The 23,046-nt window shown below is 70.0% G+C and carries 17 protein-coding genes; 10 read left to right on the top strand and 7 right to left on the bottom strand.

Annotated elements, in window-relative coordinates:
• Nucleotides 1-30: 30 nt before the first annotated feature.
• Together O7627_RS08400 and O7627_RS08395 are read left to right on the top strand one after the other, a co-directional pair.
• Nucleotides 31-870, top strand: coding sequence for an aminoglycoside phosphotransferase family protein (locus O7627_RS08400; protein ID WP_278092934.1), 840 nt, complete (start codon nucleotides 31-33; stop codon nucleotides 868-870).
• Nucleotides 871-1,291: 421 nt separating this feature from the next.
• Nucleotides 1,292-2,602: a helix-turn-helix transcriptional regulator gene (locus tag O7627_RS08395; RefSeq protein ID WP_278098206.1), complete on the top strand. Its 1,311-nt coding sequence runs from the start codon at nucleotides 1,292-1,294 to the stop codon at nucleotides 2,600-2,602.
• 67 nt (nucleotides 2,603-2,669) lie between these two features.
• Here the strand turns inward: O7627_RS08395 and O7627_RS08390 are convergent, their stop codons facing one another.
• From O7627_RS08390 to O7627_RS08370, 5 genes are all read right to left on the bottom strand, one after another.
• Nucleotides 2,670-3,167: a hypothetical protein gene (locus tag O7627_RS08390; RefSeq protein ID WP_278092933.1), complete on the bottom strand. Its 498-nt coding sequence runs from the start codon at nucleotides 3,165-3,167 to the stop codon at nucleotides 2,670-2,672.
• A 79-nt stretch (nucleotides 3,168-3,246) separates the two neighbouring features.
• Nucleotides 3,247-3,870 (bottom strand): class I SAM-dependent methyltransferase, encoded by a 624-nt coding sequence (locus O7627_RS08385; RefSeq protein ID WP_278092932.1) that lies wholly within the window; start codon nucleotides 3,868-3,870, stop codon nucleotides 3,247-3,249.
• Nucleotides 3,867-4,991, bottom strand: coding sequence for a thiamine-phosphate kinase (gene thiL, locus O7627_RS08380; protein WP_278092931.1), 1,125 nt, complete (start codon nucleotides 4,989-4,991; stop codon nucleotides 3,867-3,869). Before thiL ends, O7627_RS08385 begins: the two co-directional genes overlap by 4 nt.
• Nucleotides 4,988-5,632 (bottom strand): (d)CMP kinase, encoded by a 645-nt coding sequence (locus O7627_RS08375; RefSeq protein WP_278092930.1) that lies wholly within the window; start codon nucleotides 5,630-5,632, stop codon nucleotides 4,988-4,990. The genes thiL and O7627_RS08375 overlap by 4 nt, the downstream gene beginning before the upstream one ends.
• Nucleotides 5,625-6,347: a hypothetical protein gene (locus O7627_RS08370; protein ID WP_278092929.1), complete on the bottom strand. Its 723-nt coding sequence runs from the start codon at nucleotides 6,345-6,347 to the stop codon at nucleotides 5,625-5,627. The genes O7627_RS08375 and O7627_RS08370 overlap by 8 nt, the downstream gene beginning before the upstream one ends.
• Before the next feature lie 89 nt (nucleotides 6,348-6,436).
• On the opposite strand from O7627_RS08370, the gene O7627_RS08365 reads away from it, so the two are divergent.
• Complete coding sequence (locus O7627_RS08365; protein ID WP_278092928.1) at nucleotides 6,437-7,234, top strand: hypothetical protein; 798 nt, start codon at nucleotides 6,437-6,439, stop codon at nucleotides 7,232-7,234.
• A gap of 6 nt (nucleotides 7,235-7,240) precedes the next feature.
• Here O7627_RS08365 and O7627_RS08360 read toward each other — a convergent pair whose 3' ends face one another.
• Nucleotides 7,241-7,717 (bottom strand): HIT family protein, encoded by a 477-nt coding sequence (locus tag O7627_RS08360; protein ID WP_278092927.1) that lies wholly within the window; start codon nucleotides 7,715-7,717, stop codon nucleotides 7,241-7,243.
• A gap of 95 nt (nucleotides 7,718-7,812) precedes the next feature.
• Nucleotides 7,813-10,476 (bottom strand): DEAD/DEAH box helicase, encoded by a 2,664-nt coding sequence (locus tag O7627_RS08355; RefSeq protein ID WP_278092926.1) that lies wholly within the window; start codon nucleotides 10,474-10,476, stop codon nucleotides 7,813-7,815.
• A gap of 222 nt (nucleotides 10,477-10,698) precedes the next feature.
• Between O7627_RS08355 and O7627_RS08350 the strand changes: the two genes are divergently transcribed.
• From O7627_RS08350 to O7627_RS08320, 7 genes are all read left to right on the top strand, one after another.
• Nucleotides 10,699-14,109, top strand: a complete 3,411-nt coding sequence (locus O7627_RS08350) for a helicase-related protein (RefSeq protein ID WP_278092925.1) — start codon at nucleotides 10,699-10,701, stop codon at nucleotides 14,107-14,109.
• Nucleotides 14,110-14,156: 47 nt separating this feature from the next.
• A complete protein-coding gene (locus O7627_RS08345) occupies nucleotides 14,157-17,336 on the top strand; it encodes a type I restriction endonuclease (protein ID WP_278092924.1) in 3,180 nt (1,059 codons plus the stop codon).
• A gap of 8 nt (nucleotides 17,337-17,344) precedes the next feature.
• Nucleotides 17,345-18,922 carry a serine/threonine-protein kinase gene (locus tag O7627_RS08340; RefSeq protein WP_278092923.1) on the top strand — a complete coding sequence of 526 codons (1,578 nt, stop codon included), beginning with the start codon at nucleotides 17,345-17,347 and terminating at the stop codon, nucleotides 18,920-18,922.
• Between the two features lie 76 nt (nucleotides 18,923-18,998).
• Nucleotides 18,999-20,537, top strand: coding sequence for a phenylacetate--CoA ligase family protein (locus O7627_RS08335; RefSeq protein ID WP_278098205.1), 1,539 nt, complete (start codon nucleotides 18,999-19,001; stop codon nucleotides 20,535-20,537).
• Nucleotides 20,534-20,980, top strand: a complete 447-nt coding sequence (locus O7627_RS08330; protein WP_278092922.1) for a DUF4188 domain-containing protein — start codon at nucleotides 20,534-20,536, stop codon at nucleotides 20,978-20,980. Before O7627_RS08335 ends, O7627_RS08330 begins: the two co-directional genes overlap by 4 nt.
• Entirely contained in the window at nucleotides 20,977-22,056 is a 1,080-nt protein-coding gene (locus tag O7627_RS08325) for a hypothetical protein (protein WP_278092921.1), read from the top strand. The genes O7627_RS08330 and O7627_RS08325 overlap by 4 nt, the downstream gene beginning before the upstream one ends.
• Nucleotides 22,053-23,000 carry a hypothetical protein gene (locus O7627_RS08320; protein ID WP_278092920.1) on the top strand — a complete coding sequence of 316 codons (948 nt, stop codon included), beginning with the start codon at nucleotides 22,053-22,055 and terminating at the stop codon, nucleotides 22,998-23,000. The genes O7627_RS08325 and O7627_RS08320 overlap by 4 nt, the downstream gene beginning before the upstream one ends.
• Nucleotides 23,001-23,046 lie beyond the last annotated feature (46 nt).

Here is a 23,046-nt window from a genome sequence, read left to right as displayed (position 1 = left end):
CGGGCGCGCAGGGGTAGGAGCCGGCTGACAATGCAGGCGTCAGAGATTCCGCGTGCGGTGGCGGCTGCCAAGTCGACCGCCTCATCGGTCGGCCTGACCGCTGAGGACGCGATCATTCTTCAGGACTCGAACCGGCTCACGTTGCGGCTGCTGCCCTGTGACGTCCTGGTCCGGGTGGCACCGGTAGCGCACCAGGCCGCACAGTTCGAAATCGACCTCGCGCAGCGGCTCGCCGACTGCGGGAGCCCGGCGGCTGTTGTCGAGCCTCGGGTCGAGCCACGCGTCCACCAGCGGGACGGGTTCGCGGTCACGCTCTGGACCTACTACGAACCCGCGGCACCCCGGGAGATCCCGCCAGCCGACTACGCCAGTGCGCTCGGGCGGCTGCACGCCGGCATGCGCGAGATTGATGTCCCCACCCCACACTTCACGGATCGGGTCGAGCAGGCCCAGCAGATCGTGGCCAGCCGCGACCGCTCTCCGGCACTCACCGACGCAGACCGGGAACTCCTCGCCAACACGCTACGGAACCTGCGCCGGGCGGTCCTCGAACGCGGTGCCGCCGAGCAGCTCCTGCACGGCGAGCCGCACCCCGGCAACGTGCTCGCCACGACCAACGGGCCACTCTTCATCGACCTCGAAACGTGCTGCCGCGGGCCGGTCGAATTCGACCTCGCCCACGCCCCCGAGGAAGTCGGCGACCACTATCCCGGTGCCGACCAAGGATTGCTACGCGACTGCCGAATCCTCGCGTTGGCGATCGCCACAGCGTGGCGCTGGGATCGAGCCGACCTACTCCCGAACGGGCACCAACTCGGCCCGCAGTGGCTCAGCCAGATGAAAACGGCGCTCAACCGCACGACGCCGTAGCCCCATCAGCGGTCGTCACGCGCACGACGGCGGACGTGCCTCGGGTGGCCCGGGCGCCCCGCTCGATGGGGACGGGACGGAGCCGGCCCAGACCGTCGACCGACCCGGGCACGGCGGTCGGATGAGCGCGGCAGCCTGCGCCGATCTCCAGCAGCAGCCAGTCCGGCACGGACCAGGTTCATCGCGGCGGCTAGGCCATTCATGGTGGTGCTGACACGCATCATGTTCACTCCCCTGCGTCACTGAGCGTCGTCGCCCGGCAGTCGGGCTCGGTCCAGTACAGCCGGGGCGACCGGACGGTCAGGAGGTGTCTGCGCATACTGTGCAAGCGGCTTGCAGGATTCGCAATTGATCAGTCACGCTCGAATCGCCCATCGCTTTGGGGAGGTGGGCGTTGATAACCGACCCGGCCTGGACGGCGATGCCCGCCGCCGCAGCGGCAGCCGCTGCTGGCGATGTCGGCACCCTGCTACGCGTCGCTCGGACCGCCGCCGGCCTGACCCTTGAAGAGGCGGGACAACTCGCCGGCTACTCCACTGCGACCATGTCCCGGTGGGAGAGCGGGCGCCGACGGAGGTGGACAGTCGTCGAGCTTCGGCGGCTGGCCGAGGTATATGGAATCCCACCGCATCTGCTTGGCCTCGCCACGTCGTCCCCACCCTCGGCCCCCCGCGCCGCTAGGGTGACCGGATGGACACCGGACGGTGGTGACGATTGGATGCGTAGACGCGACCTGATCGCCGGTACTCTCGGTCTGACCACCGGCGCTGCTCTACTGCCCACCGAGGCCGGGGCGGGCATCACCTCCACGGTCGGAGATGTGGTCTTCGGTCGGGTCACCGCCGTCCCGCTGCCCGCCCAGCAGCTCGCCGCCGCGCTGTCGGCGGCGAGAGCAGACTTTCGCGCATGCCGCTACAACCAGCTCGCCCGCCGCCTGCCCCGGCTGCTCGCCCAGGCCAGCGCCGGCCGGGATCACGCACCGGTCGGCCAGACCGAGCTCGCCTCCGCACGGCTGGCGCAGAGCTACTGCATCGCCACCCAACTGCTGACCAAGCTGCACGACGACGGAATGGCGGCCTGCACCGCGGACCGGGCCCTACAAGCCGCCAACGCCAGCGGGGAGCCGGTGATCGTCGCTGAGGCCACCCGGCTTGCCGCTACCGTGCTGCGTCGGACCCGCCACCGTGACGGCGCCCAGCGGCTCGTGTTACGCGCCGCCCAGCAGCTCGACACCGACACCGGCCTGACCGACCCACGGCACACGGCCATGTATGGACAACTGCTCGCCGTCGCCGCGTACACGGCGGCGATGCGCGACGACCGCGACACGGCGTGGACCCTGCTCCGAGAGGCCGAGGACGCCGCGCGGCGGGCCGGCGCCGCCGACCTGAGCCGGCTCAACCCGGTCGACCTCGCGGTCTACAAGATCAGCATTGCCCGGGTTCTCGGCGACTACGGCAGCGCCGTCGACTACGCGCGCCAGGTCGACCCGGCGCGCATCGATACGCTTGAACGTCGCGCCCGGTACTGGGAGGACACCGCCCTGGCCCTGCACGGACGCGGGCGCCCGGCCGCCGCCTTCCGGGTGCTACTCGCCGCCGAACGCGACACCCCGCAGGAGGTCAGCTACCGACCCTGGGCGCAGACCCTCACCCGCGAACTCCTGTCCGCCGACACCCGCAACAGCCTGCCGGGCATCCGCGCCTTCGCCCAACGCATCGGCGCCGGGTAGCAGCCGGCCTTGCGTCTGTGCTGGCTGCCGCACCGCGTCCTCCCGCATCGCTCGCGGTAGCGCCGTCCTACGCCCGTGGCTGCCGGAAGGTCGGTTGGGCTGAGGTGGGAGTCAACACGAGTTCGTACGCGCCATCATCGGTCCCGTCGGCTTGATCGTGCTCCCGAACCTCGACCTCGTACCAGCCAGGCGGCACTGTCACACGGCGGTGTCCCGGGTGACCCGGCGTCCAACGAATGAGGTGGCCGGCACCGCAGAGCAACAACGAACCAGTCTCCGAACCCAGGACCCAGCCCGGTGAGGAGCGCACGGCAGTGGACCACGGCGAGCGATCCGAGACATGTCGCACCAACACGGTGTAGTACGCGGCATTCACGCCCATCAGCGGCAGCGCGATGCCTTCCCTGGCGACAGCGTCCCCGGCCTCGGTGGTACTGAACAGCTCCAGCAGATTGCGACCCGCGCTGTCCGCACCGAGGTGTTCATCAAGGCGTGCCGGATCGAGCAGCACAAACCCATGAGCCTCGGGAAAGCAACCGGTGAGTCGGACGGCCGGAAAAACCATGTCCGGGACGATAGCCGTCCCCGTCAAGGAGTTTCTGACTCACCGTCGACAGGTTGACGTGCGAGTGTCAGCGGGGGTCCTAGCCTTCGGTCGTGGCGGTGAACCAGTCTTTGCGGGTGCTTCTGTCCAGGCGCGCGACGCGGAGTCCGGCGGCCCGGCAGGCGCTGGCGAACTCCTCCGGCTCGTAGTAGGTGAACCATCGCGGAGCGGGAAAGTCGTCGGTGCTGCGCCAGCCGTCCTTGCCGCCGTGTTTCATACTGATCAACGCCCTGCCGCCGGGTACGAGGACGCGCCGAATGCCTTCCAGCGCCCCTGCTGTGTACGGCTTGGGCAGGTGCAGCAGAACGCCGCTGGCGATGATGCCGGCGAACGCACCGGCCCGGAACGGCAGGGCGAGGGCGTCGCAGCACACGGCGCTGCGGGAGGCGAGACGGGTTGCGGTGGCGGTCAGCAGGGCTGGTGTGACGTCGGCGAGGACGACGGTACGGCCCGTCGCGGCGGCCAGCTGCGCATCCCGGCCGGCGCCGCAGCCGAGGTCCAGGACGGGACCCTCCGGCAGCCCGGCGAGGAATTCCTCCACCTCCTGCCGCAGGGCGGGGAACCGGCTGTAGCTCGCCGTCATCGCGGTGTAGTGCGCAACCAGCGAGGCGTAGGAGCGGCTCACCTGGGCGGTGCCGGGCCAGGTGGCGGTTGCGGTGATCACGGCGCGGCGGTGGTGGGGGTGACGGTGACGCCAGCGACCAGTCCGCTGACGTCGGTCGCCTGGTGTTTCCAGGCGACGCCGGGCAGGGCATGCCGGGTGCCGTCGCGGCCGACGAAGGCGACCCCGGCCTCGGGCGGGGTGGCCCGGCCGATGACGTCGAAGGTCAGGCCGTCGCGGGCGAACGCGTCCCGGCAGCTGTCGAGTCGGTCGGCGGGGACGGTGAAGGCGAGTTGGAAGTCCGACGAGGCGCTCATGGCGAGGGTGATGTCGTCGGAGCCGATGAGCTTCGCGACGGCGCTGACGGCGGGGTGGATGGCGATGTCGTCCTCGGTGACGTCGAAGCCGACCCCGCTGGCGGCGGCGAGCTGCTCGATGGTCGCTCTGAGTCCGTCGGACGTGTCCTGGCAGGCGGTGGCGTAGCCGCCGGTGGACAGCAGCCGTCCCTCGGCCACCCGGGCGTGGGCGCGACGCCAGCCGGCGAGGAGGTCCTGCTCCAGGTTGTCCGGCAGGGTCCATCCGTTGACGCGCCGTTTGGGGAAGTAGGCGACCGCGGCGCCGAGCACCCCGCATGGGCCGGTGACGCAGAGATAGTCGCCTGATCTGGCGCCGCGTCGGGTCAGCGCGGTGCCGGTGCGGCAGATGCCGATGGCTGACGCGGATAGGACGATGCGTTCGGCGTTGCCGATGTCGCCGCCGACGTTGAGGGTGCCGAAGTCGGCGCAGGCCTGGTGGATGCCGGCCATGATGTCGAGGAACGCACCGTCGTCGAGGTCGTTCGGGTAGCGCACGACGGTGAGGACGCCGACGGGCGAGGCGCCCATCGCGGCGATGTCGCTGACATTGGCGGCCACGAGGTAGTAGCCGATGTCGAAGTTCGTCAACAGGCCATGCTCGTAGAGGGCGAACTTGGGACCGCGGACGTAGTCGGATCCCACGACCAGGGTGACCGGGCCGTCGAGGTCGTAGATCGCGCAGTCGTCCCGGGCGTCGGCGCCGGCCGTCAGGGTGGCGTGCGGGCCGTGGCCGCCGCCGAGCACGGACCCGGACTGGCCGGTGAGGAAGGCGCCGACGAGCTTCGCGACCCGGGTCGGTTCGTCGGAGTAGGTGGCTGCGGCGGTCATCGTCGTTCTCCTAGATGGTGAAGGACGGCCCGCGCCGTGGCGTGGGCCGGTAGGAATGTGGTGTCCAGAACCAGGCCGTGCGGGTGGCGACTGATGTGTTCGCGGGTGGTGTCATCCAGACTTGTGGCTGGACCGACGCGTACCGCCCGACCCGGCACGGTTCGATACTGTGCGCGCCGGCGTTCCCGCCGAACCGCGTCGGCGGCGGTGAGGAACACGTGGCAGTCGGCGTACGTCAGGATTGTCGTGGCACAGTCACGCCCGACCGCGATCATCCGCTCTCCACTGCGGACGATCATGCGGTGATACTCGGTGATCTCATGACGCCATTTCCGATCAGCCGACACGGTACGCAGTTGCTGTTCCACTTCGGGTGACCAGATGGCGTCAGTGATGTTCTCCCCCTGATAAACGACTGCGGCGGAAGGCGGTCGCGTCCCCGGTGCCGCGAGGTCATGCCGCAGCACCTCGAACAGGTGACCGCCGGGCGACACCGGGGCGAGTAAGGTCGCATAGGCGACGGCACGATAGGTCAGCCCGGTGTCCAGCACCCGCATTCCCAGCCGCGCCGCGAGCGCGTAGGCAAGAGTGGTCTTGCCGCTCGCGGTCGGACCGTCCACGGAAATTGCGAGTTCAGCCATGAGCACCAGCGCGGACCGCGATGTGGGGTCGGCCCACGCAGCCATCGTCTGCGATCAGCTCTCGCCAGCCCTGCGTGGCGATCATCGTCGCCCGCAGCAGATTCTTGCGGACCACCAGCGACCAGTCCCACTCCGGGTCGGCGATGCCGAGCAGGGCGCCCACCACCGACCGGAGGTACTGCGAGCGGACACGGCGCTGGGCATCGAACGCGACATGGTTGTCGCCGTCGAAGCAGTAGTAGTAGGGCTGGTCAGCCGCCGCGAACCGCCGCAACGCGGTGAAGTCGGGCAGCCGAACGGCCGCCAGCCCGTCGCGGACGATCAATTCGGTCAGGTGCGCTCCGTTGACGGGGAGAAGGTGCCAGTGGGCGTGGGTGATGCACGCCGACGGGATCCGCGAGGAAGACCCGTGTTCCAGGATGGCGAGCTGGCCGAAGGTCCTGACATAGAGCGGCCGGAGCAGGGACAAGATGGCACGTACGCCATCGGCGCGGGCGGCGTCGAGGTGACCGAAGCTGAGGTAATGCTCCTCCGGTAACAGCAACAGATGCCCCACGGTCAGCGGCGACAGGTCAGCGATGAGCCGGAGACCCGGAGTCGAGGCGATCTCCCGGCCGGGCGGATCCCCTCCGTACAAGGTGGTGAAGGTATTGCTGTCGTCGGAGCGGAGTTCGTCGCACAGTTCGGCACCGTCACAGGGTGATATCGCGGTCACGCCCGGCCTCCACACTAGACGGAGAAGCGAACCCGTTCACCGTAGCATTGAAGCGCCAAAAGCCATTTTGCTACTTGCAACTTCCATCAATGCACTTGCTGATGCACCCTAACGTTTGTCGTATGCGGCCTTTCACGGCGAAGATCCTCGATCGTACGATCATGCTCGCCGCGACGTCCGCTCTGGTCGCCGAGCAGTATTCCGTGCCATCGGTCCAGTTCTGGGACGATATCGCTGGTGGCCGCGGCTATCCCGTCGCCATTCTGGTCATCGTCATCGCCACGTTCGGCGCGCTCACCCCCGCCCAGCTCTGGTCGGAACGCTCCCAGGTCGCTCGACGCACCGCCGTCCGCCACCAGATCCTCACCCACTTCGGCCGACTGCTGACGATCGCCTCGCGGGTCGACCCGTTGCCACCCGCGTCCGACCTCGGCCTGCACGTGTGGCGGATCGCCTGGTCGCTGCAGCGCCCTCGCCGCCGGTTGATCCGCATCGCCACCTACCGCCTGGGCAGCACGCCGACGACCCGGGCCTTCGCACCTGGCCGCGGTGTCGGCGTCGTCGGGCTCTGCTGGAAACGCAACGAGGAGGTCGCCATCGACGTCGAGACGCTCGCGCGAAAACTGACCACTCAGGACGCCTACGACGCCTACTCCGCCTCAAACGGCGCGGACGCGGTCATGAACCTCACCTGGCCGGAGTTCCTGCGGGTGCGCCACCGTGGCGCCGTCTTCGCCAGCCCCATCCGCGATGGGCGGGGCGAGTTCGTCGGGTGCATCAGTGTGGACGCGAGCCGCGGATTCGGCACCCTCGCCAGCGACGACCTCTGGCACGAGATCAACTCACTCTGCATGCTGCTCGGCGACGACGGCCTCGCACACGTCTGACCGTTGTCAGCGCAGCAGGTGGTCGCGCTGACCGAGCGCCTGCCTGGTCGCGGCCTCCCAGGCGTCCGGGTCACAGTTGGGAAGGATCTGCCGGATGCCGCCCGCCGGGTCCTCGACATCACCGAACCAGCGCGGAATCACATGGATGTGCAGGTGGTCGACGCTGCGGCCGGCCGCGCGGCCCTCGTTGATCCCGATCGTGTACCCCTGCGGTTGGAACCGTCGGGACAGATCGACCCGCACCGTCAGAATCAACGCGTACGCGTCCCTGAGTTCCTCGGGGGTGAGGTCGAAGAACGACTCGACGTGCCGTTTCGGGACGATCTCGGTATGCCCCTCGGACGCGGGGAAGTTGTCCAGGCGGGCAAAGCAGGTCGCGTTCTGATGGGAGATACGGTTCAGCCGCGCATCGTCCTGCCGGCAGAACAGACAGTCCGCCGAAAGATCCTCAGAAACGTCCATCTCGTGGCCTTCCGGTCCCACGCAGCCCTCCCCCGCAGACTGCCATACGCCACAACGCGTGCGACGCGATCGACGGCGCCATCGTACAAGTGATGGTCCGTGACGGGGCGGCACGATCACGAGTCGGTGGGGCTCCCCGACAAGCGTTGCCGTTCAGCGGCAATGACCTGGCGCACAAGGTCGGCCTCGGAGAGGTCGACCGCGTCGGGCGTGGCGGCGGCCATGTCGCTGACCCGGGCGAAGTCGTCGAAGATCCGCTTCTTGCCGGCCAGCAGCTCGGTGATCCGCTGGTCGACACTGTCCTCGGAGAGCAGCCGGTGGACCTGCACCGACTGCACCTGCCCCATCCGGTGGGCGCGGGCGACGGCCTGCGCCTCGGTGGTCGGCTTGAGCTGCGGCTCGCAGATCACCACGACCGACGCGGATTGGATGTTCAACCCGACACCGCCGGCCACGATCTGGGCGACCAGCACGGCGCCCTTCCTCGCCGCCGAGAATCGGTCGACCATCTCCTGACGCTGCGCCGGGGAGACCGAACCGTTCAGCGGCCCGAAGACCGGCCCCGGCAGGGACCGGGCGACAAGGTCCAGCACCTCCCGGAAGTTGGAGAAGACGATGACCCGCCGTTCGTTCTCCTCCGCCTCGCTGACTATCTCGATCAACCTCTGCAGCTTCGTCGACTGAGCACCCGCCAGCATCGCGGCCTGGCGCATCTGCATGATGTTCCCGTTCTGGACCGCGACCCGGTAGCGGTCCGCATCGGGATCCGAGAGCGGCAGCCACTCCTCGACCTCGATCAGCTCCGGGAGTTCGGTGAGCACGTCCTCCTGATTGCGGCGCAGGTAGGCCGGCGCGATCTGCCACCGGAAGGTCCGCGGCGACAGGTCGCTGGCGCTGACGACCAGGTCCGGGCGTACGTAGGAGGCGAGGTTGCGGAACTCGTCGACCCGGTTCTCCAGCGGGGTGCCGGTGAGCAGGATCGCCCGGTCCGCGCGGGTGATCAGCTCCCTGGTCCGGATCGTCCGCTTGGCCTGCGGATTCTTGATGTAGTGGGCCTCGTCCACCACGACGCACGCCAGCTCCGGAGGGGTCAGCATGGCCGTCTGCCACCAGCCCAGGCTCTCGTACGTGGTGACCGCGACGCCGCCGTCGCGTGCCCACACCCGGGCCGCGTGGGCGCGGTCCGGGCCGTGCAGCCGGTACGGCCGCAGCTTCGACTTGCCGGTCACCTCCCGCATCCAGTTCGTCACCACGGCGGCCGGGCACACCACGAGGAAGTGGTTCGCGCCGCGGCTGCGTAGGTGGGCCAGGACGGCGAGCGCCTCGACGGTCTTCCCGAGCCCCATCTCGTCGCCGATGACGACCTTGTGCTGGACCAGCGCGAAGCGGGCCGCGAAGCTCTGGTAGCCGCGCAGCGACGCGGTCAGATGCTCACCGCTGAGCGCCTGGTCGCGTACCGCCTCGATGATCTCCTCGGGGAGATCTCCGTGCGCCGCCTTCTCGTCCTCGGTGACGAAGCCCAGCTCGGAGAGCATCGCGAAGTAGTCGGCGGGTCGGGCGAGGAAGTCCTCCCAGGGGTCCAGCTTCGCGTCCGACCGGCGGCGGCCCGGCGCCGAGGACATGCCGAGCAGTTCGGCCCGCCGCTTGACGATCTGGATGCTCTCGCGCAGCCCGGCGGCAGGGATCTGCCGGGCCGGGATGACAAGCAGATGGCTGGCGCCCCGGCCGAGGGCCGCCCGCAGCGGCCCGAGTTCGGCGGCGCGCTCCAGGTCGGCGGCCGCGCCCCGGGTCTGCCGGCAGGCGTCCCACTCGGCGAGGCAGCGCAACAGCTCGGTGGTCTCCGGACTGCGGTTCTTGATGTCGATGCGGACGGGCATCTCGTCGTACGTCGTCCTGCGCAGGGTTTCGGCTGCGCCGCGCATGCGCCGGGCGGAGGTCTCCCCGACACCCGGCAGTCCCTGCAGGTAACGCCCGTTGTCCAGTACCGCCTGGACGGTGTCGATCCCCGCCTCGGCCAGCGCTCCCAGTCGGAGACGGTCGCGGGTGGCCTCCCGGAGCCGGTCGACGGGCATCTCCCGCAGGACCCGTCCGACCTCGGCGTGCCTGATCTTCTCGCCCGCGGCCTGTGCCGCCGAACGGTACCCGGCCTCACTGGAAACCACCTTGGCGATGGTGTCCAGCGCCTCGGGCAGGCCGGCGAGGACGGACCGGTCCAGCAGCTCCGGCGCCGGCGCATGCCGGGCGGCGAGGAGGCCGAACCCCAACGTCGGATCGAGCAGGGCCTCCATCCCGAGCCGATGCTTGTCGATCGCGGCGGTGGGTCGGCTGAGCCGGTCCAGCCGCTGGGGTCCGTTGTTGGCCAGGACCGAGGCGTGCTGACGCCGCAGGAACTCGCCCGCCCGGATCGCCAGTTCCCGCTTCTCCGATCCGGTGAAGAAGCGCCGCAGACCGAGCATCGGCTCGGCGCTCTCGATGGCGCGTGGGGCGTCCTCGGTCGTCAGCTTCAACAGGATGCGGTCGTCGGCGTCCGGCGTGGGAAGCGTGGCCCGCTCCCACAGGTGTCCGACCACAGCGGTGTCGGCAGGCCCGAGCGGGAGCGTCCACCAGGCGGGCTGACCGGCCCGGCTGATCACGACGCCGCGTGCGCGCAGCGCCTGTTCGTCAGCCTTGGCCGTTTCCCGGACGCTGCGGTGCCAGTCCCGAACCTCGGCGGCGAGTTGACCCCACTCGTTGAAGTCCGTCACGATGCGACGGATCTGATCCCGCTCTGTCCTGTTCATGATCACCACTGAGGTCGAGGGCCCGCGGAGCGGATGGTAATGCACCGAGGTCGGCAGCAGAGGCCCTTGAGGAGGGTCCTTCTGACATTGGCACCAGGCAACCCGTGACCGCGCCTGGAGCGACCTGTCCGGCGGTCGCCGGCGTCAGTAGTGTCGGTCCCCGTTCGCGCGCTCCGCGGACTGTCGATCTCTTGGGGGTGCCTCGTGCGGCTGGAGGATCTCGTGGCCGGCATCAGGGTGACCGGGGTGCTGCCGGGCGAGACCATCCAGGTCATCGCCGCGCAGCCGCACGGCCCTGACGCGGTGGAGCTCACCTACAAGACCCTCACCGGAGCGTTCGACCAACGCATGCTCTTCCGGACGGACGAGGCCAAGCTGAGCCGCTCCGACGCGGGCAGCCGGCCGTTCGACGCCGACGCCAACGAGTTCCGGCTCGTCGCCGAGACCCAGCGGATCGCCCTGGCCGGGCTCTTCGACCCGATGCTCGCGGTGGCCACCAGCGACGTACGCCCGCTGCCCCACCAGATCCGGGCCGTCTACGGGGAAATGCTCGACCGCACCCCGCTGCGATTCCTGCTGGCCGACGACCCCGGCGCCGGCAAGACCATCATGGCCGGTCTGTACATCAAGGAGCTTCTGCTCCGCGAGGACGTGAAACGCTGCCTGATCGTGGTCCCCGGCGGGCTGGTGGAGCAGTGGCAGGACGAGCTGTTCTTCAAGTTCGGGCTGCGCTTCGACATCCTCACCACCGGCATGGCGGAGGCCGCGTTCGGGTCGACGGCGTTCGAGCAGTACCCGCTGCTCATCGCCAGGATGGACCAACTGTCCCGCAACGCGATGTTGACCATCCAGCTCGCCGACGCCCACTTCGACCTGGTCGTCGTCGACGAGGCCCACCGGATGGGCGTGCACTACTCCGGCGGCAAGGTCGACAAGACCAAGCGCTTCCAACTCGGCGAGCGGCTGCGGGACCGTACCCGCCACCTGCTGCTCATGACGGCCACCCCGCACGCGGGCAAGGAGGAGGATTTCCAGCTCTTCCTCACCCTGCTCGAACGCGATGGCTTCGAGGGCAAGTTCAAGGCCGGCGTGCACGATCCGAACACCAGCGGGTTGATGCGACGCATGGTCAAGGAGGATCTGCTCACCTTCGAGGGAAAGCCGCTCTTCCCGGAACGCATCGCGCAGACCGTGCCGTACCGGTTGACCACGCACGAGCAGGATCTCTACGAGCGCGTCACCACGTACGTACGCGAGGGAATGAACCGGGCCGCCAGGCTGGACGACAACCGCCGCAACACCGTCGGCTTCGCGCTCACCGTGCTCCAGCGCCGGCTGGCCTCCAGCCCGGAGGCGATCCACCAGTCCCTGGTCCGCCGCACCCGACGGCTCCAGCGGCACCGGGACGACCTGATCAACGGCCACGGGGTCGGCGACCAGCCGGCCCCGATCGATCCGAGCGACTGGGACGGCGACGAACGCAGCGCGGCGGAGGTCGAGCAGATCGAGACCGAACTGCTCGACGCGGCCACCGCCGCCCGCACCATCAAGGAACTCGACGCCGAACTGGCCGACCTGGCCGAACTCGTCCAGGTGGCGCACGAGGTCCGCGAACTCGACACCGACCGCAAGTGGGTGGAACTGCGCATGATCCTCAGCAGGGAGGACCTCATCCATCCCGCCGCAGTCAAGCCTCGCAAGCTGATCATCTTCACCGAGCACCGGGACACCCTGGACTACCTCAACCGCAAAATCTGTGCGCTCTACGGCAGGTCCGACGTGGTGCGGGCCATTCACGGCGGTGTCGGGCGGGCCGACCGCCGCGCCATCACCGAGGAATTCACCAAGAGCCCGGCCTGCCAGATCCTGCTGGCCACCGACGCGGCCGGCGAGGGCCTGAACCTCCAGGCCGCCCATCTGGTGGTCAACTACGACCTTCCGTGGAACCCCAACCGCATCGAGCAGCGGTTCGGCCGCGTCCACCGGATCGGGCAGACCGAGGTGTGCCGCCTGTGGAACCTGGTGGCCACCAACACCCGCGAGGGCGAGGTCTTCACCCGGCTGCTGCAGAAGGTCGAAGAGCAGCGCAAGGCGTACGGCGGGAAGGTCTTCGACGTGCTGGGGTCGGCCTTCGACGAGGCGCCGCTGCGCGACCTGCTGATCGAGGCCATCCGCTACGGCGACCGGCCCGAGACGCGGGCGAAGATGCATCGGGTCATCGACGAGAAGGTTGCCCACGGCCTCAAGGAACTCCTGGAGGACCGGGCGCTGACCCACGACGCGATGTCGGACGCCGACCTGGCCGGAATCCGAGGGCAGATGGAGGAGGCCCGGGCCCGCAGGCTGCAACCGCACTACATCGAGTGGGCCTTCCGCAACGCGTTCCAACGGCTCGGCGGCCGGCTCACCAGGCGCGAACGGGGACGCTACGAGATCAGCCACGTCCCCGCCGCCATCCGCGCCGTCACCAGACATGGTCCCGTCGCCACCCGCTATGAGCGGGTCACTTTCGAGCTCGAACGGATCGACGTCGACGGCGGGCCGCGTGCGGATCTCATCGCCCCCGGGCATCCGCTCCACAACTCCGTCGCCGAGATCACCGATGCCCAGCTCCGGCACGCCCTCGAACGCGGCACCGTCCTGGTCTCCCCGGAGATCGACGAGCCCAGCCTGCTGGTCGGCGTCCGGGAGGAGATCGTCGACGGCACCGGAGAGTCGCTCTCCCGCCGGTTCGGCTACGCCTACGTCGATGCCACCGGTCGGGCGAGGCCCGCCGGACCCGCGCCGTACCTCGACTGCGTGGCCGCGCCGCGCACCCCGGCCGTGGCGCAGGCCCTGAAACTGCCCTGGCTCGCCCACGCCGAGGGCAGGGCCCGGACGTGGATCATCGAGCACCAGGTCCAGAGCTACCTCGCCGAGGTCTCACCCCGCCGGCTCGCCGAGATCGCACGGACCCGCGCGCGGGTCGACCAGCGCCTGACCTACGAGTCGAACCGGCTCGCCTACGAGGCTGACCTGGCCCGGGGGAAGGAGCGGCTCGGGATCAAGCCCAAAGAGAGCTCTGACAGCCTGTCACGCAAGGCCCAGGATCTTCAGGTACGCCGGACGAACCGACTGACGCTGCTGGATCAGCAAGCTCAGTTGGCGACCAAGCCGCCGAGCATCACGGCCGCCGCGCTCGTGCTACCCCTGTCGATGGTCGACTCCGAGATCCCGCCCGACGCTCCCATCCGCGCCCGGGAGACAAAAGCCGTCGAGCGGCGCGGCATCGACAAGGTGCTCGCCGCCGAGCGCGCACTCGGCCGGCAACCGCAGGAGCAGGCGTTCAACAACCCCGGCTACGACATTCTCTCCCTGCCCGGCGACGGCGGCCCCTCGATCCGGATCGAGGTCAAGGCCCACGTCGAGGGAGCGGACGACTTCTTCGTCACCCACAACGAGGTCGTCACCGGCCGCAACGCCGTACCGGACTACCGCCTCGCCCTGGTCACCGTCAGCCGGTCCGGCCCCGAGTACGACCAGGTCCGGTACGTCGCCGACCCGTTCGTCGGCATCGACTTCGGGGACCTGGCCGCGACCGGCATCCGCGCCAACTGGCCGAAGACCTGGGCTGCGGGTAGGGCGCCGTTCTGATCGGGAGAGATACGCTCAGCGGTCAGGCCCGCCACCCGGGAGGCGACATGGCGATCCACCACGAACGGGTATTCGGCGACGCGATCGTCGCCGCCCTGCTCGCCGCCGGCTGGGCCGAGGGCGAGCGGACCGACTACCGGCCCGAACTCGGGCTCGACACCCGCCAGCTCTTCACCTTCATCGGCGCCACCCAGCCGGAGGAGTGGGAGGACCTGGTCACCTACTACGGCGGGGACCGGGACGAGGCGCAGCGGGGCTTCGCCAAGCGGCTCGACCAGGCGATCGCCGCCGACGGGCTGCTCGACGTGCTCCGCAAGGGGGTCAAGGACCACGGGGTACGGATCCGGTTGGCCTACTTCCGGCCGTCCTTCGTGGAGTCCGAGTCGATCCTGGCCGACTACCGCCGCAACCGGCTCACCGTGGTCCGGGAGCTGGCGTACGCGACCAAGCAGGCCGACCACGGCAACCGGCTCGACCTGACCCTCTTCCTCAACGGCATCCCGGTCGCCACCGCCGAGCTGAAGAACCCGCTCACCGGCTCCGGCGTCGAACACGCCAAGGAGCAGTACCGCACCGAACGCGACCCGACCGAGCTGATCTTCTCCCGGCGTACCGTGGCGCATTTCGCCGTTGACCCGGACCTGGTCTTCGTCACCACCCAGCTCCGCGGTGCGAAGACCCGGTTCCTGCCCTTCAACACCGGTAGCGAGGGTCCGGGGAGGCCCGGCGGCCGGGGCAACCCGGCCCCCACCGGGTACGGCAGGTACGCGACCTCCTACCTGTGGGAGCAGATCTGGGCCCGGGACACCTGGCTCGACCTGCTGGAACGCTTCGTCCACCTGCACCAGGAGAAGGGCGCTGACGGGCGTACCCGAAAGGTCTTGATTTTTCCCCGGTACCACCAGTGGCACGCGGTGCGGGAGCTGACCGCGCACGCCGCCAGGCACGGCGCCGGGCAGAACTACCTGGTGATGGCCTCGGCCGGCTCCGGCAAGTCGAACACCATCGCCTGGCTGGCGCACCGGCTCTCGTCGCTGCACACCCCGACCGACCCGGCCGCCCTCGACCCGGACGCGCGGGCCGCCGGGCTGCGGGCCGGCAGCCCGGTCTTCGACAAGATTGTCATCATCACCGACCGGCGGAACCTGGACGCCCAGCTCCGCGACACCGTCGGCAGCTTCGAGCAGACCGCCGGACTCGTCGTCAAGATCGACGAGAAGCAGGGCGCCAAGTCCGAGCAGCTCGCCAAGGCGCTCTCCCAGGAGACCGGCAAGATCGTCACGGTCACCCTGCACACCTTCCCGGCCCTGGTCGACTACCTGCGGCGCAGCCCCACCGAGATCCGCGGCAGCCGGTTCGCGGTCATCGTCGATGAGGCGCACTCGTCGCAGTCCGGCGACGCCGCCGCCTCGGTCAAGGGCGTGCTGCGCGACCTCGGCCTGGACGCCGACTCCGACGACGCCGGCGCCACCAGCGCCGCCGGCCCCGACCGCGTCGACAGGAAGCTGGCCGCCAGCGCCCGGCGGCGGCAGCGCAGCGCCGACCTCTCCTACTTCGCCTTCACCGCCACCCCGAAGAGCAAGACCCTCGAACTGTTCGGCACCCTCGGCACCGACGGCAAGTGGCACCCGTTCCACACCTACTCGATGCGGCAGGCCATCGAGGAAGGCTTCATCCTCGATCCGCTGCGGAACTACGTCACCTACGACACCTACTGGAAGCTGGTCAACGCCAACCCGGACGAGCGCGAGGTCGACTCCTCGAAGGCCAACAAGGAACTCGCCCGCTATGCGCTCACCCACGACTCCACCGTGGCCCAGCACGCGCAGATCATCGTCGAACACTTCCGGGCGCACACCGCCGGGCGGCTCGGCGGCCGGGCCAAGGCGATGGTGGTCACCGCCTCCCGGCACAGCGCCGTGCAGATGTGCCGGGCGATCAAGCGGTACCTCGGCGACCGCGGCTACCCCGACCCCGGCGTGCTCGTGGCGTTCTCCGGAACCCTGACCTACGACGGCGAGGAGACTACCGAGCCGAAGGAGAACGGTGGGTTGTCCGAGGGCGCCCTGCCGAAGGCGTTCGGGTACACCCGGGCCGACGACCGGGACGCCCGCGCCGGCACCGCCGCCGGACAGCGCGAGTACCGGATCCTGGTGGTCGCCGAGAAATACCAGACCGGTTTCGACCAGCCGTTGCTCACCACCATGTACGTCAACAAGAAGCTTGCCGGCATCGCCGCCGTGCAGACCCTATCCCGGCTCAACCGCACCGCCGAGCGCAAGAGCCAGGGCGACCTGGCGGTGCTGGACTTCGTCAACGACGCCGAGGAGATCAAGGACGCGTTCCGGCCGTACTTCGAGGAGGCCGAGACGCTGCCCTCGGACCCGAACCTGCTCTACACCGCGCAGAGCCGGGTGATGTCCCCGGCCCTGCTCGTCGAGGCGGAGATGCAGGAGTTCGTCGCCGCCTACCTGGCGGCCGAGGAACAGGCCGCCGGCAACACCGCCACGTGGGCGAGGCTGCACGCCGAGCTGTACCGGCACCTCGCCCCCGCCGTGGTGCGCTTCGCGACGCTGCTGAACAGCGAGGACGCCGAGGACCAGGAGACCGCCGAGGGATTCCGGTCGGACCTGGTCGACTACGTCCGCAAGTACGGCTTCCTCGCCCAGATCGTCCCCTACACCGACATCGAACTCGAACGGCTCTACCTCTACGGCCGGCACCTGCTCAACAAGCTGCCCCGGCGCGGCGACGGCGGCGTCGACATCGGCGAGGTCGACCTCAGCCACCTGCGGGTGGCCAAGACCGGCGAGCACGACGTGAGCCTCAGTCCCGAGGGACCGGCCGAGATGAAGGGCTTCGGGGACGGCTCCGGCGGGCCGAAGGAACCAGAGAAGTCGCTGCTCTCCGAGCTGATCGCCCGGTTCAACGAACGCTTCGGGACCAGCTTCACCGACGAGGACGTGGTCACCCCCTTCAACGAGACGGTCGCCGACCCGAAGGTCCGACTCGCCGCCGTCGCCAACGACGACGAGGAGAACTTCGGCCACGTCTTCGAGCCGGTCTTCGAGGAGAAGATGATGGACCACATCGACACCATCGCCGACCTCGGCCGCAAATACTTCGGACCCGACCGCGACTTCCGCAGCACCCTCAACCGCAGCGCCCGCAGCGCCGCCTGGCGGATCATCCGGGAACAGGAGAACGTGGCCGACGACGCGGCCTGACGAGAGGGGTGACGGTGCGGCCGGAGCCGATCGCGGGTCGGTACGAGCTGGTGGAACAGATCGGACCCGGCGGCATGGGTCAGGTCTGGCGCGGCTACGACGCGGTGCTCGACCGGGAGGTGGCGGTCAAGCTGATCCGCACCGACGTCGTCACCACCGAAGAGGAGGCCGAGGAGTTCGCCAAACGGTTCCGCCGCGAGGCCCGGGTGACGGCGCGGATCGGGCACCACGGCGTGCCGCAGGTCTACGACGCCGTGCTCGACGAGTCCTACGACCGGGTCTACCTGGTCATGGAGTACGTCCGCGGCACCTCGCTGCGGGCCTACCTGCTCCCCGACGGGTCACTGCCGGTCTCCTGGGCCGCCGCGGTCGCCGCCCAGATCTGCACGGTGCTGTCGCACGCGCACGCCATCCCGGTGGTGCATCGCGATCTCAAGCCGGACAACGTGCTGGTAACCGACGCCGGCACGGTAAAGGTGCTCGACTTCGGCATCGCCGCGATCCTGCGTACCGACGTCACCCGCCTCACCGCGACCGGCCAGGCCCTCGGCACCCACCGGTACATGCCTCCCGAGCAGATCCGCGGCGCCCAGATCACCCCACAGAGCGACCTGTACGCCCTCGGCTGCCTGCTGCACGAACTGCTCGTCGGCCGACCGTTGTTCGACGGCGGCAACGAGTTCGAGCTGATGCAGCAGCACGTGTACTCGGCACCGGTGCCGCTGCGCAGGCTCCGCCCCGACGTGCCTGAGGCCGTCGAGCGGCTGGTGCTCGACCTCACCGCCAAAGCCTCGGAGCAGCGACCCACCGACGCCTTTGACGTCTACGAAAGGCTGCTGCCCTTCCTGCCGCCGCCGGGCGCCCCGCCGGCTGTCACTGGCCCGTCCGCCGGGGTGCCGGACCCGACGCTGCTCTACCGCCGGCCGAACTCCCCCCGGCCACGCCCGCAGCCGGGGCCGCTGGTCACCGAGGAAGCGCCTCCGGCCCCACCGCCGCAGACGGCCCCCGCCACGGCGCTACGCGGCGCAATCAACGCCGCCTGGGCGCACGCCAACGACCTGCTCGCCGAGGAGCGCTACGCGCAGGCCGCCGAGTCGCTGCGGGAGATGGTCGAGCCGGCCGCCGCCGCGCTCGGTCCCGAACACCCCCGGGTGCTGCAACTGCGTCAACGTCGGGCGGCGATCCTGGTCATCGGCGGCGACTTCCGCGCGGCGCTGCCCGAGTTCGACCTGCTCGCGGCGGCGTTCGCGCGGACCAGGGGACCGGACAGCGCCGAGGCGATGGCCTGCGTACAGCAGGCCGCACACTGCCGCGCCGGCCTCGGCCAGGCCACCGCCGCGCTCCGCCAGTTCCGCCAGGTCCTCGCGCGCGTCCGGGCGACCGAGGGCGACGCGTCCAGCGCCGCGCTGGAGTTGCGCCGCGACATCGCCATGCTGCTGCTGGCCGAGTGGGACATCGAGCAGTCGATGGCCGAACTCAAACCTCTCTACAACGACCTCTGCGTCCTCTACGGGCCGGACCACGACGAGACCCGCGAGATCGGTGACATCCTCGCGCGGGTCCGGCTGGTTCGCGGTGGGGAGTGAGTTGGATACCCAGGGCGATTGAGTACGGCTACGCAGGCGCGGGCTTGATCACCGGCCCTATGGTGACCGCGTGGTGATGTCCTTCGTACGCCAGTGGACGCTGCGGATCACGAGCTTCGCGCTGACCTGGCTCTACACGCTCTACCGCGCCCACCCGGCGGTGTGGCGGCTGATGGCCCGCAACTACCGTCCGTTCATGGGCCGGTTCGCCCGGCTGCACGCCTGGATGACCTGTCAGTTCGCCGCGATCGACGTGCCCGCGTACGCGGACTTCCTGCGCCGCCACCACTGGCGGTTCCGCTGGTTCGACCTGTCGTCGTACCCGCTCACCGACAAGCAGTCCTACGTCAAGGCGTACCCGGAGGAGCAGCGCTGCTGGGGCGGGGAGATCGAGGTGGCCGGCAGCGTGGTGGACGAGTCGTCGGGCTCGTCGGGGCAGCCGTTCAACTGGATCCGGGGCCGGCGGGAACTGCGCTCGGTGCACAAGAACCTGGCCGGCTACGCCACCCTGGTCTTCCCGTCGCGGCGGCGGTTCGTCATCAACGCGTACTCGATGGGGGCCTGGGCGACCGGGACGAACACCGGCATCGCCATGTCGAAGATCGCGATGGTGAAGAACACCGGGCCGGACCTGCGGAAGATCGCCGACACGCTGCGCTACTTCGGGCCGGGTTTCGAGTACATCGTCACCGCCTATCCCCCGTTCCTGAAGCACCTGCGGGACCTGCTCGACGCGGAGGACTTCCCGTGGGCCGACTACCGGATCAACGGGCTGGTCGGCGGCGAGGGGATGACCGAGGCGCTGCGCGACTACCTGGAGGAGCGGTTCGTCAAGGTGCGCTCCGGCTACGGCGCGAGCGACCTGACCATCGGGGTGGCGGGCGAGACCGACTTCAGTGTCTGGGTACGCCGGCGGCTGCGGACCGACGCCGCGCTGCGGGCCGCGCTGCTCGGCAAGGACGAACACCGGCTGCCGATGATCTTCCAGTACAACCCGCTGGAGACCTACCTGGAGACCACCGCCGACAACGAGGTGGTCTGCACGATCAACTCGACCGCCGTGCTCAACCCGAAGATCCGCTACAACATCGGCGACGAGGGCCGGATCCACTCGTTCCCGGACGTGCTGGCCGCCATCGAAGACCCGGCCGTCCGGGCGCAGGCGGAGGCCGCCTGGGCGGTGGACCGGATGCGGCTGCCGCTGCTGTTCCTGTTCGGCCGCAAGGACAGCACGATCTCCTACATGGGGGCGAACATCTACCCGCAGGACGTCGAGTACGGCCTCTACCAGGACAATCCGCTCGCCCACCTGCTGCAGGGCTTCTGCCTGGAGCTGCGGGAGCGGGCCGATCTGGAAAGCCGCCCGGTGGTGAACCTGCAGTTGCGCGACGGCGTCACCCTCGACCCCGCCGACCGCGCCGAGCTGGCCCGCCGCTGCCGCGAGGGCGTGCTCAGCCACCTGGCCGCCGTCAGCCGCGACTTCGCCGAGTCGCTGGCCGAGGATCCGTCCGCCGGTGAGCTGGCGGTCGAGGTGCACGACTTCGACACCGGCCCGTTCGCCGGCAGCCAATCCAAGATCAAAAACGTCTATCTCGTGACGGGAGCGACCCGGTGAGGACCACCGACTTCTCCGCCACCCCACCGCAGGGCCAGGCGACCGCGATGTTCGTGGGCGCCACCCGCTACCGGGGGCTGCGGTCGATCGTGACGCTGATGCCCCGCTGGTTCCGGATGGTCCGGCAGATGCGCCGGATGTCCGGCTACCGCTGGCACACCCTCTACTGGCAGTTCCCGCTCACGCTGGGCACCATCGCCTTCTTCAGCGACCGCGACGCGATGCTCAAGTTCGCCCGCAGCCGGGAGCACCGGGAGCTGATGTGCTGGCTGGTCGACGAGGGCACCAACCGGGCCACCGCCGGCTTCATCCGGCTCTACACCGCCGACGAGCAGGGCTACGCCAACGGGGTGTGGCGGGCCGAGGATTCCGTGCTGGCGCACGACGAGCGGTTCGCACCGCTCGCCACCGAGACGACCGGCCCACCGGTGCACCGCCGATGAGGGTGGAGCCGGTCACCGACCGCCGGGCGCTGCGGGACTTCCTGGACCTGCCGCTGCGGCTGCACCCGCGCGACCGCTACGTGCCGCTTGTCTCCTCGGTGGTGACCGGCTGGTGGCGCACCGGAAAAACCCAACTTCATCTGGTACGCGACCAGGCGGGCACCGCCGTGGGCCGGCTCTGCCTGCACCGGGACGCCGGCTTCGACGCCAAGCTGGGGCCGCACCAGCTCTTCGGGCTTGCCGAGTTCGTCGACGACGACGCGGTGGCCGGCGCGCTGTTCGATCTGGCCGGCGCCCGGGCCGGCGGGCTGCCGCTGTTCGGCCCGGTCGCCCTGCTGCCCAACCAGACCGGCGGGGTGATCACGTCCGGTTTCGCCGAACGGGGTTTCGTCGACTCGGCCTGGAACCCGGCCTACTACCCCGGCGCCTACGAGCGGCACGGCTTCGCCCGCCGGTTCGAGGCCGACACCTGGCTCTGCGACCTCACCACCGCCGATCCGGAACGGTTCGTCTTCGACGACACCCGGTTCGCCGCCGAGGACCTGGTGATCCGGTACGGCTCCCGCCGCCGCTTCGCCAAGCAGCTACCCATCCTGCGCGGCATGCTCAACGACAGCTTCCGCCAGCTCGGCTACTACACCGAGATCAGCGCGGCCGAACTCGCCGCCCAGACCGACGGCCTGGCGTACCTGCTGGACGAGAAGCTGCTGCTGTGGCTGGAGAAGGCCGGCCGCCCGGTCGCGTTCGTCGTGGTGGTGCCGGACATCTCGGCGTACCTGATGCGGGTCGGCGGGAACCTCGGGCCGGTCAACCAGCTGCGGCTGCTGGCCACCCGGCGCCGCTACCGGCGGGACGCGGTCCTGATCATCAAGGGCACCGTCCCGTCCGAGCAGGGCCGAGGCTATCTGACGCTGCTCGCCCGCGAGCTGCACCGCAACCTGCGCGCCGGTGGTTACCGGACCCTGCGCAGCACCTTCGTCGAGCGGGACAACCCGGCCTCGGCCGCCCAGTACCGCCGCATCGGTGGCCGTCCACTGCACGGTCACACCTTCTACCACCGGGACGGGCACCCGTGAGCTGGGTGCAGCGGCTGTGGGAGCGGGAGGAGCTGTTCCGGCGGGCGCCCAGCGCGCACAACACCCAGCCGTGGACGGTCAGCTACGCGGCCGACCAGGTCGAGATCGGCTGGGATCCGGCCCGTGCGCTGCCGGTGGCCGACCCGACCCGTCGCGACCTGTACCTGGGCATCGGCGCGTTCGTCGAGACGTGCCTGATCGTCGCCGCCGACACCGGCCTCGCCGTCGATGCCGAGATCACCGCCGACCGGGTACGCCTCGTCCCGGCGGCGGTCCCCTACCCCACCGCCTTCACCGCGTCCGACGTCGCCGAACGGCGGGTGGCCCGCGGCCGGTACGCGCCGGGGCAGGTCCCGGCGGCGGTGCTGGCGGAGCTGGAGCCGGGCCTGCGTCACCTGCCGACCCGCGACCTCGCCGCCGACCTCGCCGCCGCCGACCGGTGGATGTTCGGCGAGCCGGCCGTCACCGCCGAGTTACGGGACTGGCTGCGCCTGTCGCCACGCCACCCGCGATATCACCTGGACGGGCTCACCGACCGGGCACTGGCGCTGACCCGGACCGAGGCGGTGCTGCTGGACGGGGTGCTGCGGGCGTACCCGATGGGTCGTCGCCTGGGCCTGCCGGCGCTGCTGGCCGCCGGTGGTCGGGGGCTGCTGCGCCACGACGGCAGCGTGCTGGTGCAGGTGGGTGGGGACCGGGGGCCGGCGGCAACCATCGCCGCCGGCCGGCGGCTGCTGCGGACCTGGTTGAGACTGGCCCGGCACGGGCTGGCCGTACACCCGCTCAGCCAGCTCATCGACTGCCCGGCGACCGCGGCGCGACTCGCCGAGCGGGTCGGCGGCCCGCCGCTGGCGGTGTTCCGGGTCGGCCGACCGCTGATCGAACCGGTCCGCTCGGCCCGGCTCCCCCCGGGCGCGGGATCCGCTCCGGGCCGACGCGCGTGATGACGTTTGGTACCTCCCTGTGGGGTAAGGCAGACAGATAGGCAAC

It is taken from the genome of Solwaraspora sp. WMMD1047 (genome assembly GCF_029626155.1).
Lineage (GTDB): Bacteria > Actinomycetota > Actinomycetes > Mycobacteriales > Micromonosporaceae > WMMD1047.
This window is presented reverse-complemented; position numbering and strand designations above follow the sequence as displayed.

Excerpts from the sequence above, each read along its gene's own strand:
- O7627_RS08355 (WP_278092926.1), bottom strand. The coding sequence starts at position 10,476 with ATGAACAGGACAGAGCGGGATCAGATCCGTCGCATCGTGACGGACTTC.
- O7627_RS08325 (WP_278092921.1), top strand. The coding sequence starts at position 20,977 with ATGAGGGTGGAGCCGGTCACCGACCGCCGGGCGCTGCGGGACTTCCTG.
- O7627_RS08395 (WP_278098206.1), top strand. The coding sequence starts at position 1,292 with ATGCCCGCCGCCGCAGCGGCAGCCGCTGCTGGCGATGTCGGCACCCTG.
- O7627_RS08375 (WP_278092930.1), bottom strand. The coding sequence starts at position 5,632 with ATGGCTGAACTCGCAATTTCCGTGGACGGTCCGACCGCGAGCGGCAAG.
- thiL (WP_278092931.1), bottom strand. The coding sequence starts at position 4,991 with ATGACCGCCGCAGCCACCTACTCCGACGAACCGACCCGGGTCGCGAAG.
- O7627_RS08345 (WP_278092924.1), top strand. The coding sequence starts at position 14,157 with ATGGCGATCCACCACGAACGGGTATTCGGCGACGCGATCGTCGCCGCC.
- O7627_RS08335 (WP_278098205.1), top strand. The coding sequence starts at position 18,999 with ATGTCCTTCGTACGCCAGTGGACGCTGCGGATCACGAGCTTCGCGCTG.
- O7627_RS08400 (WP_278092934.1), top strand. The coding sequence starts at position 31 with ATGCAGGCGTCAGAGATTCCGCGTGCGGTGGCGGCTGCCAAGTCGACC.
- O7627_RS08365 (WP_278092928.1), top strand. The coding sequence starts at position 6,437 with ATGCACTTGCTGATGCACCCTAACGTTTGTCGTATGCGGCCTTTCACG.
- O7627_RS08390 (WP_278092933.1), bottom strand. The coding sequence starts at position 3,167 with ATGGTTTTTCCGGCCGTCCGACTCACCGGTTGCTTTCCCGAGGCTCAT.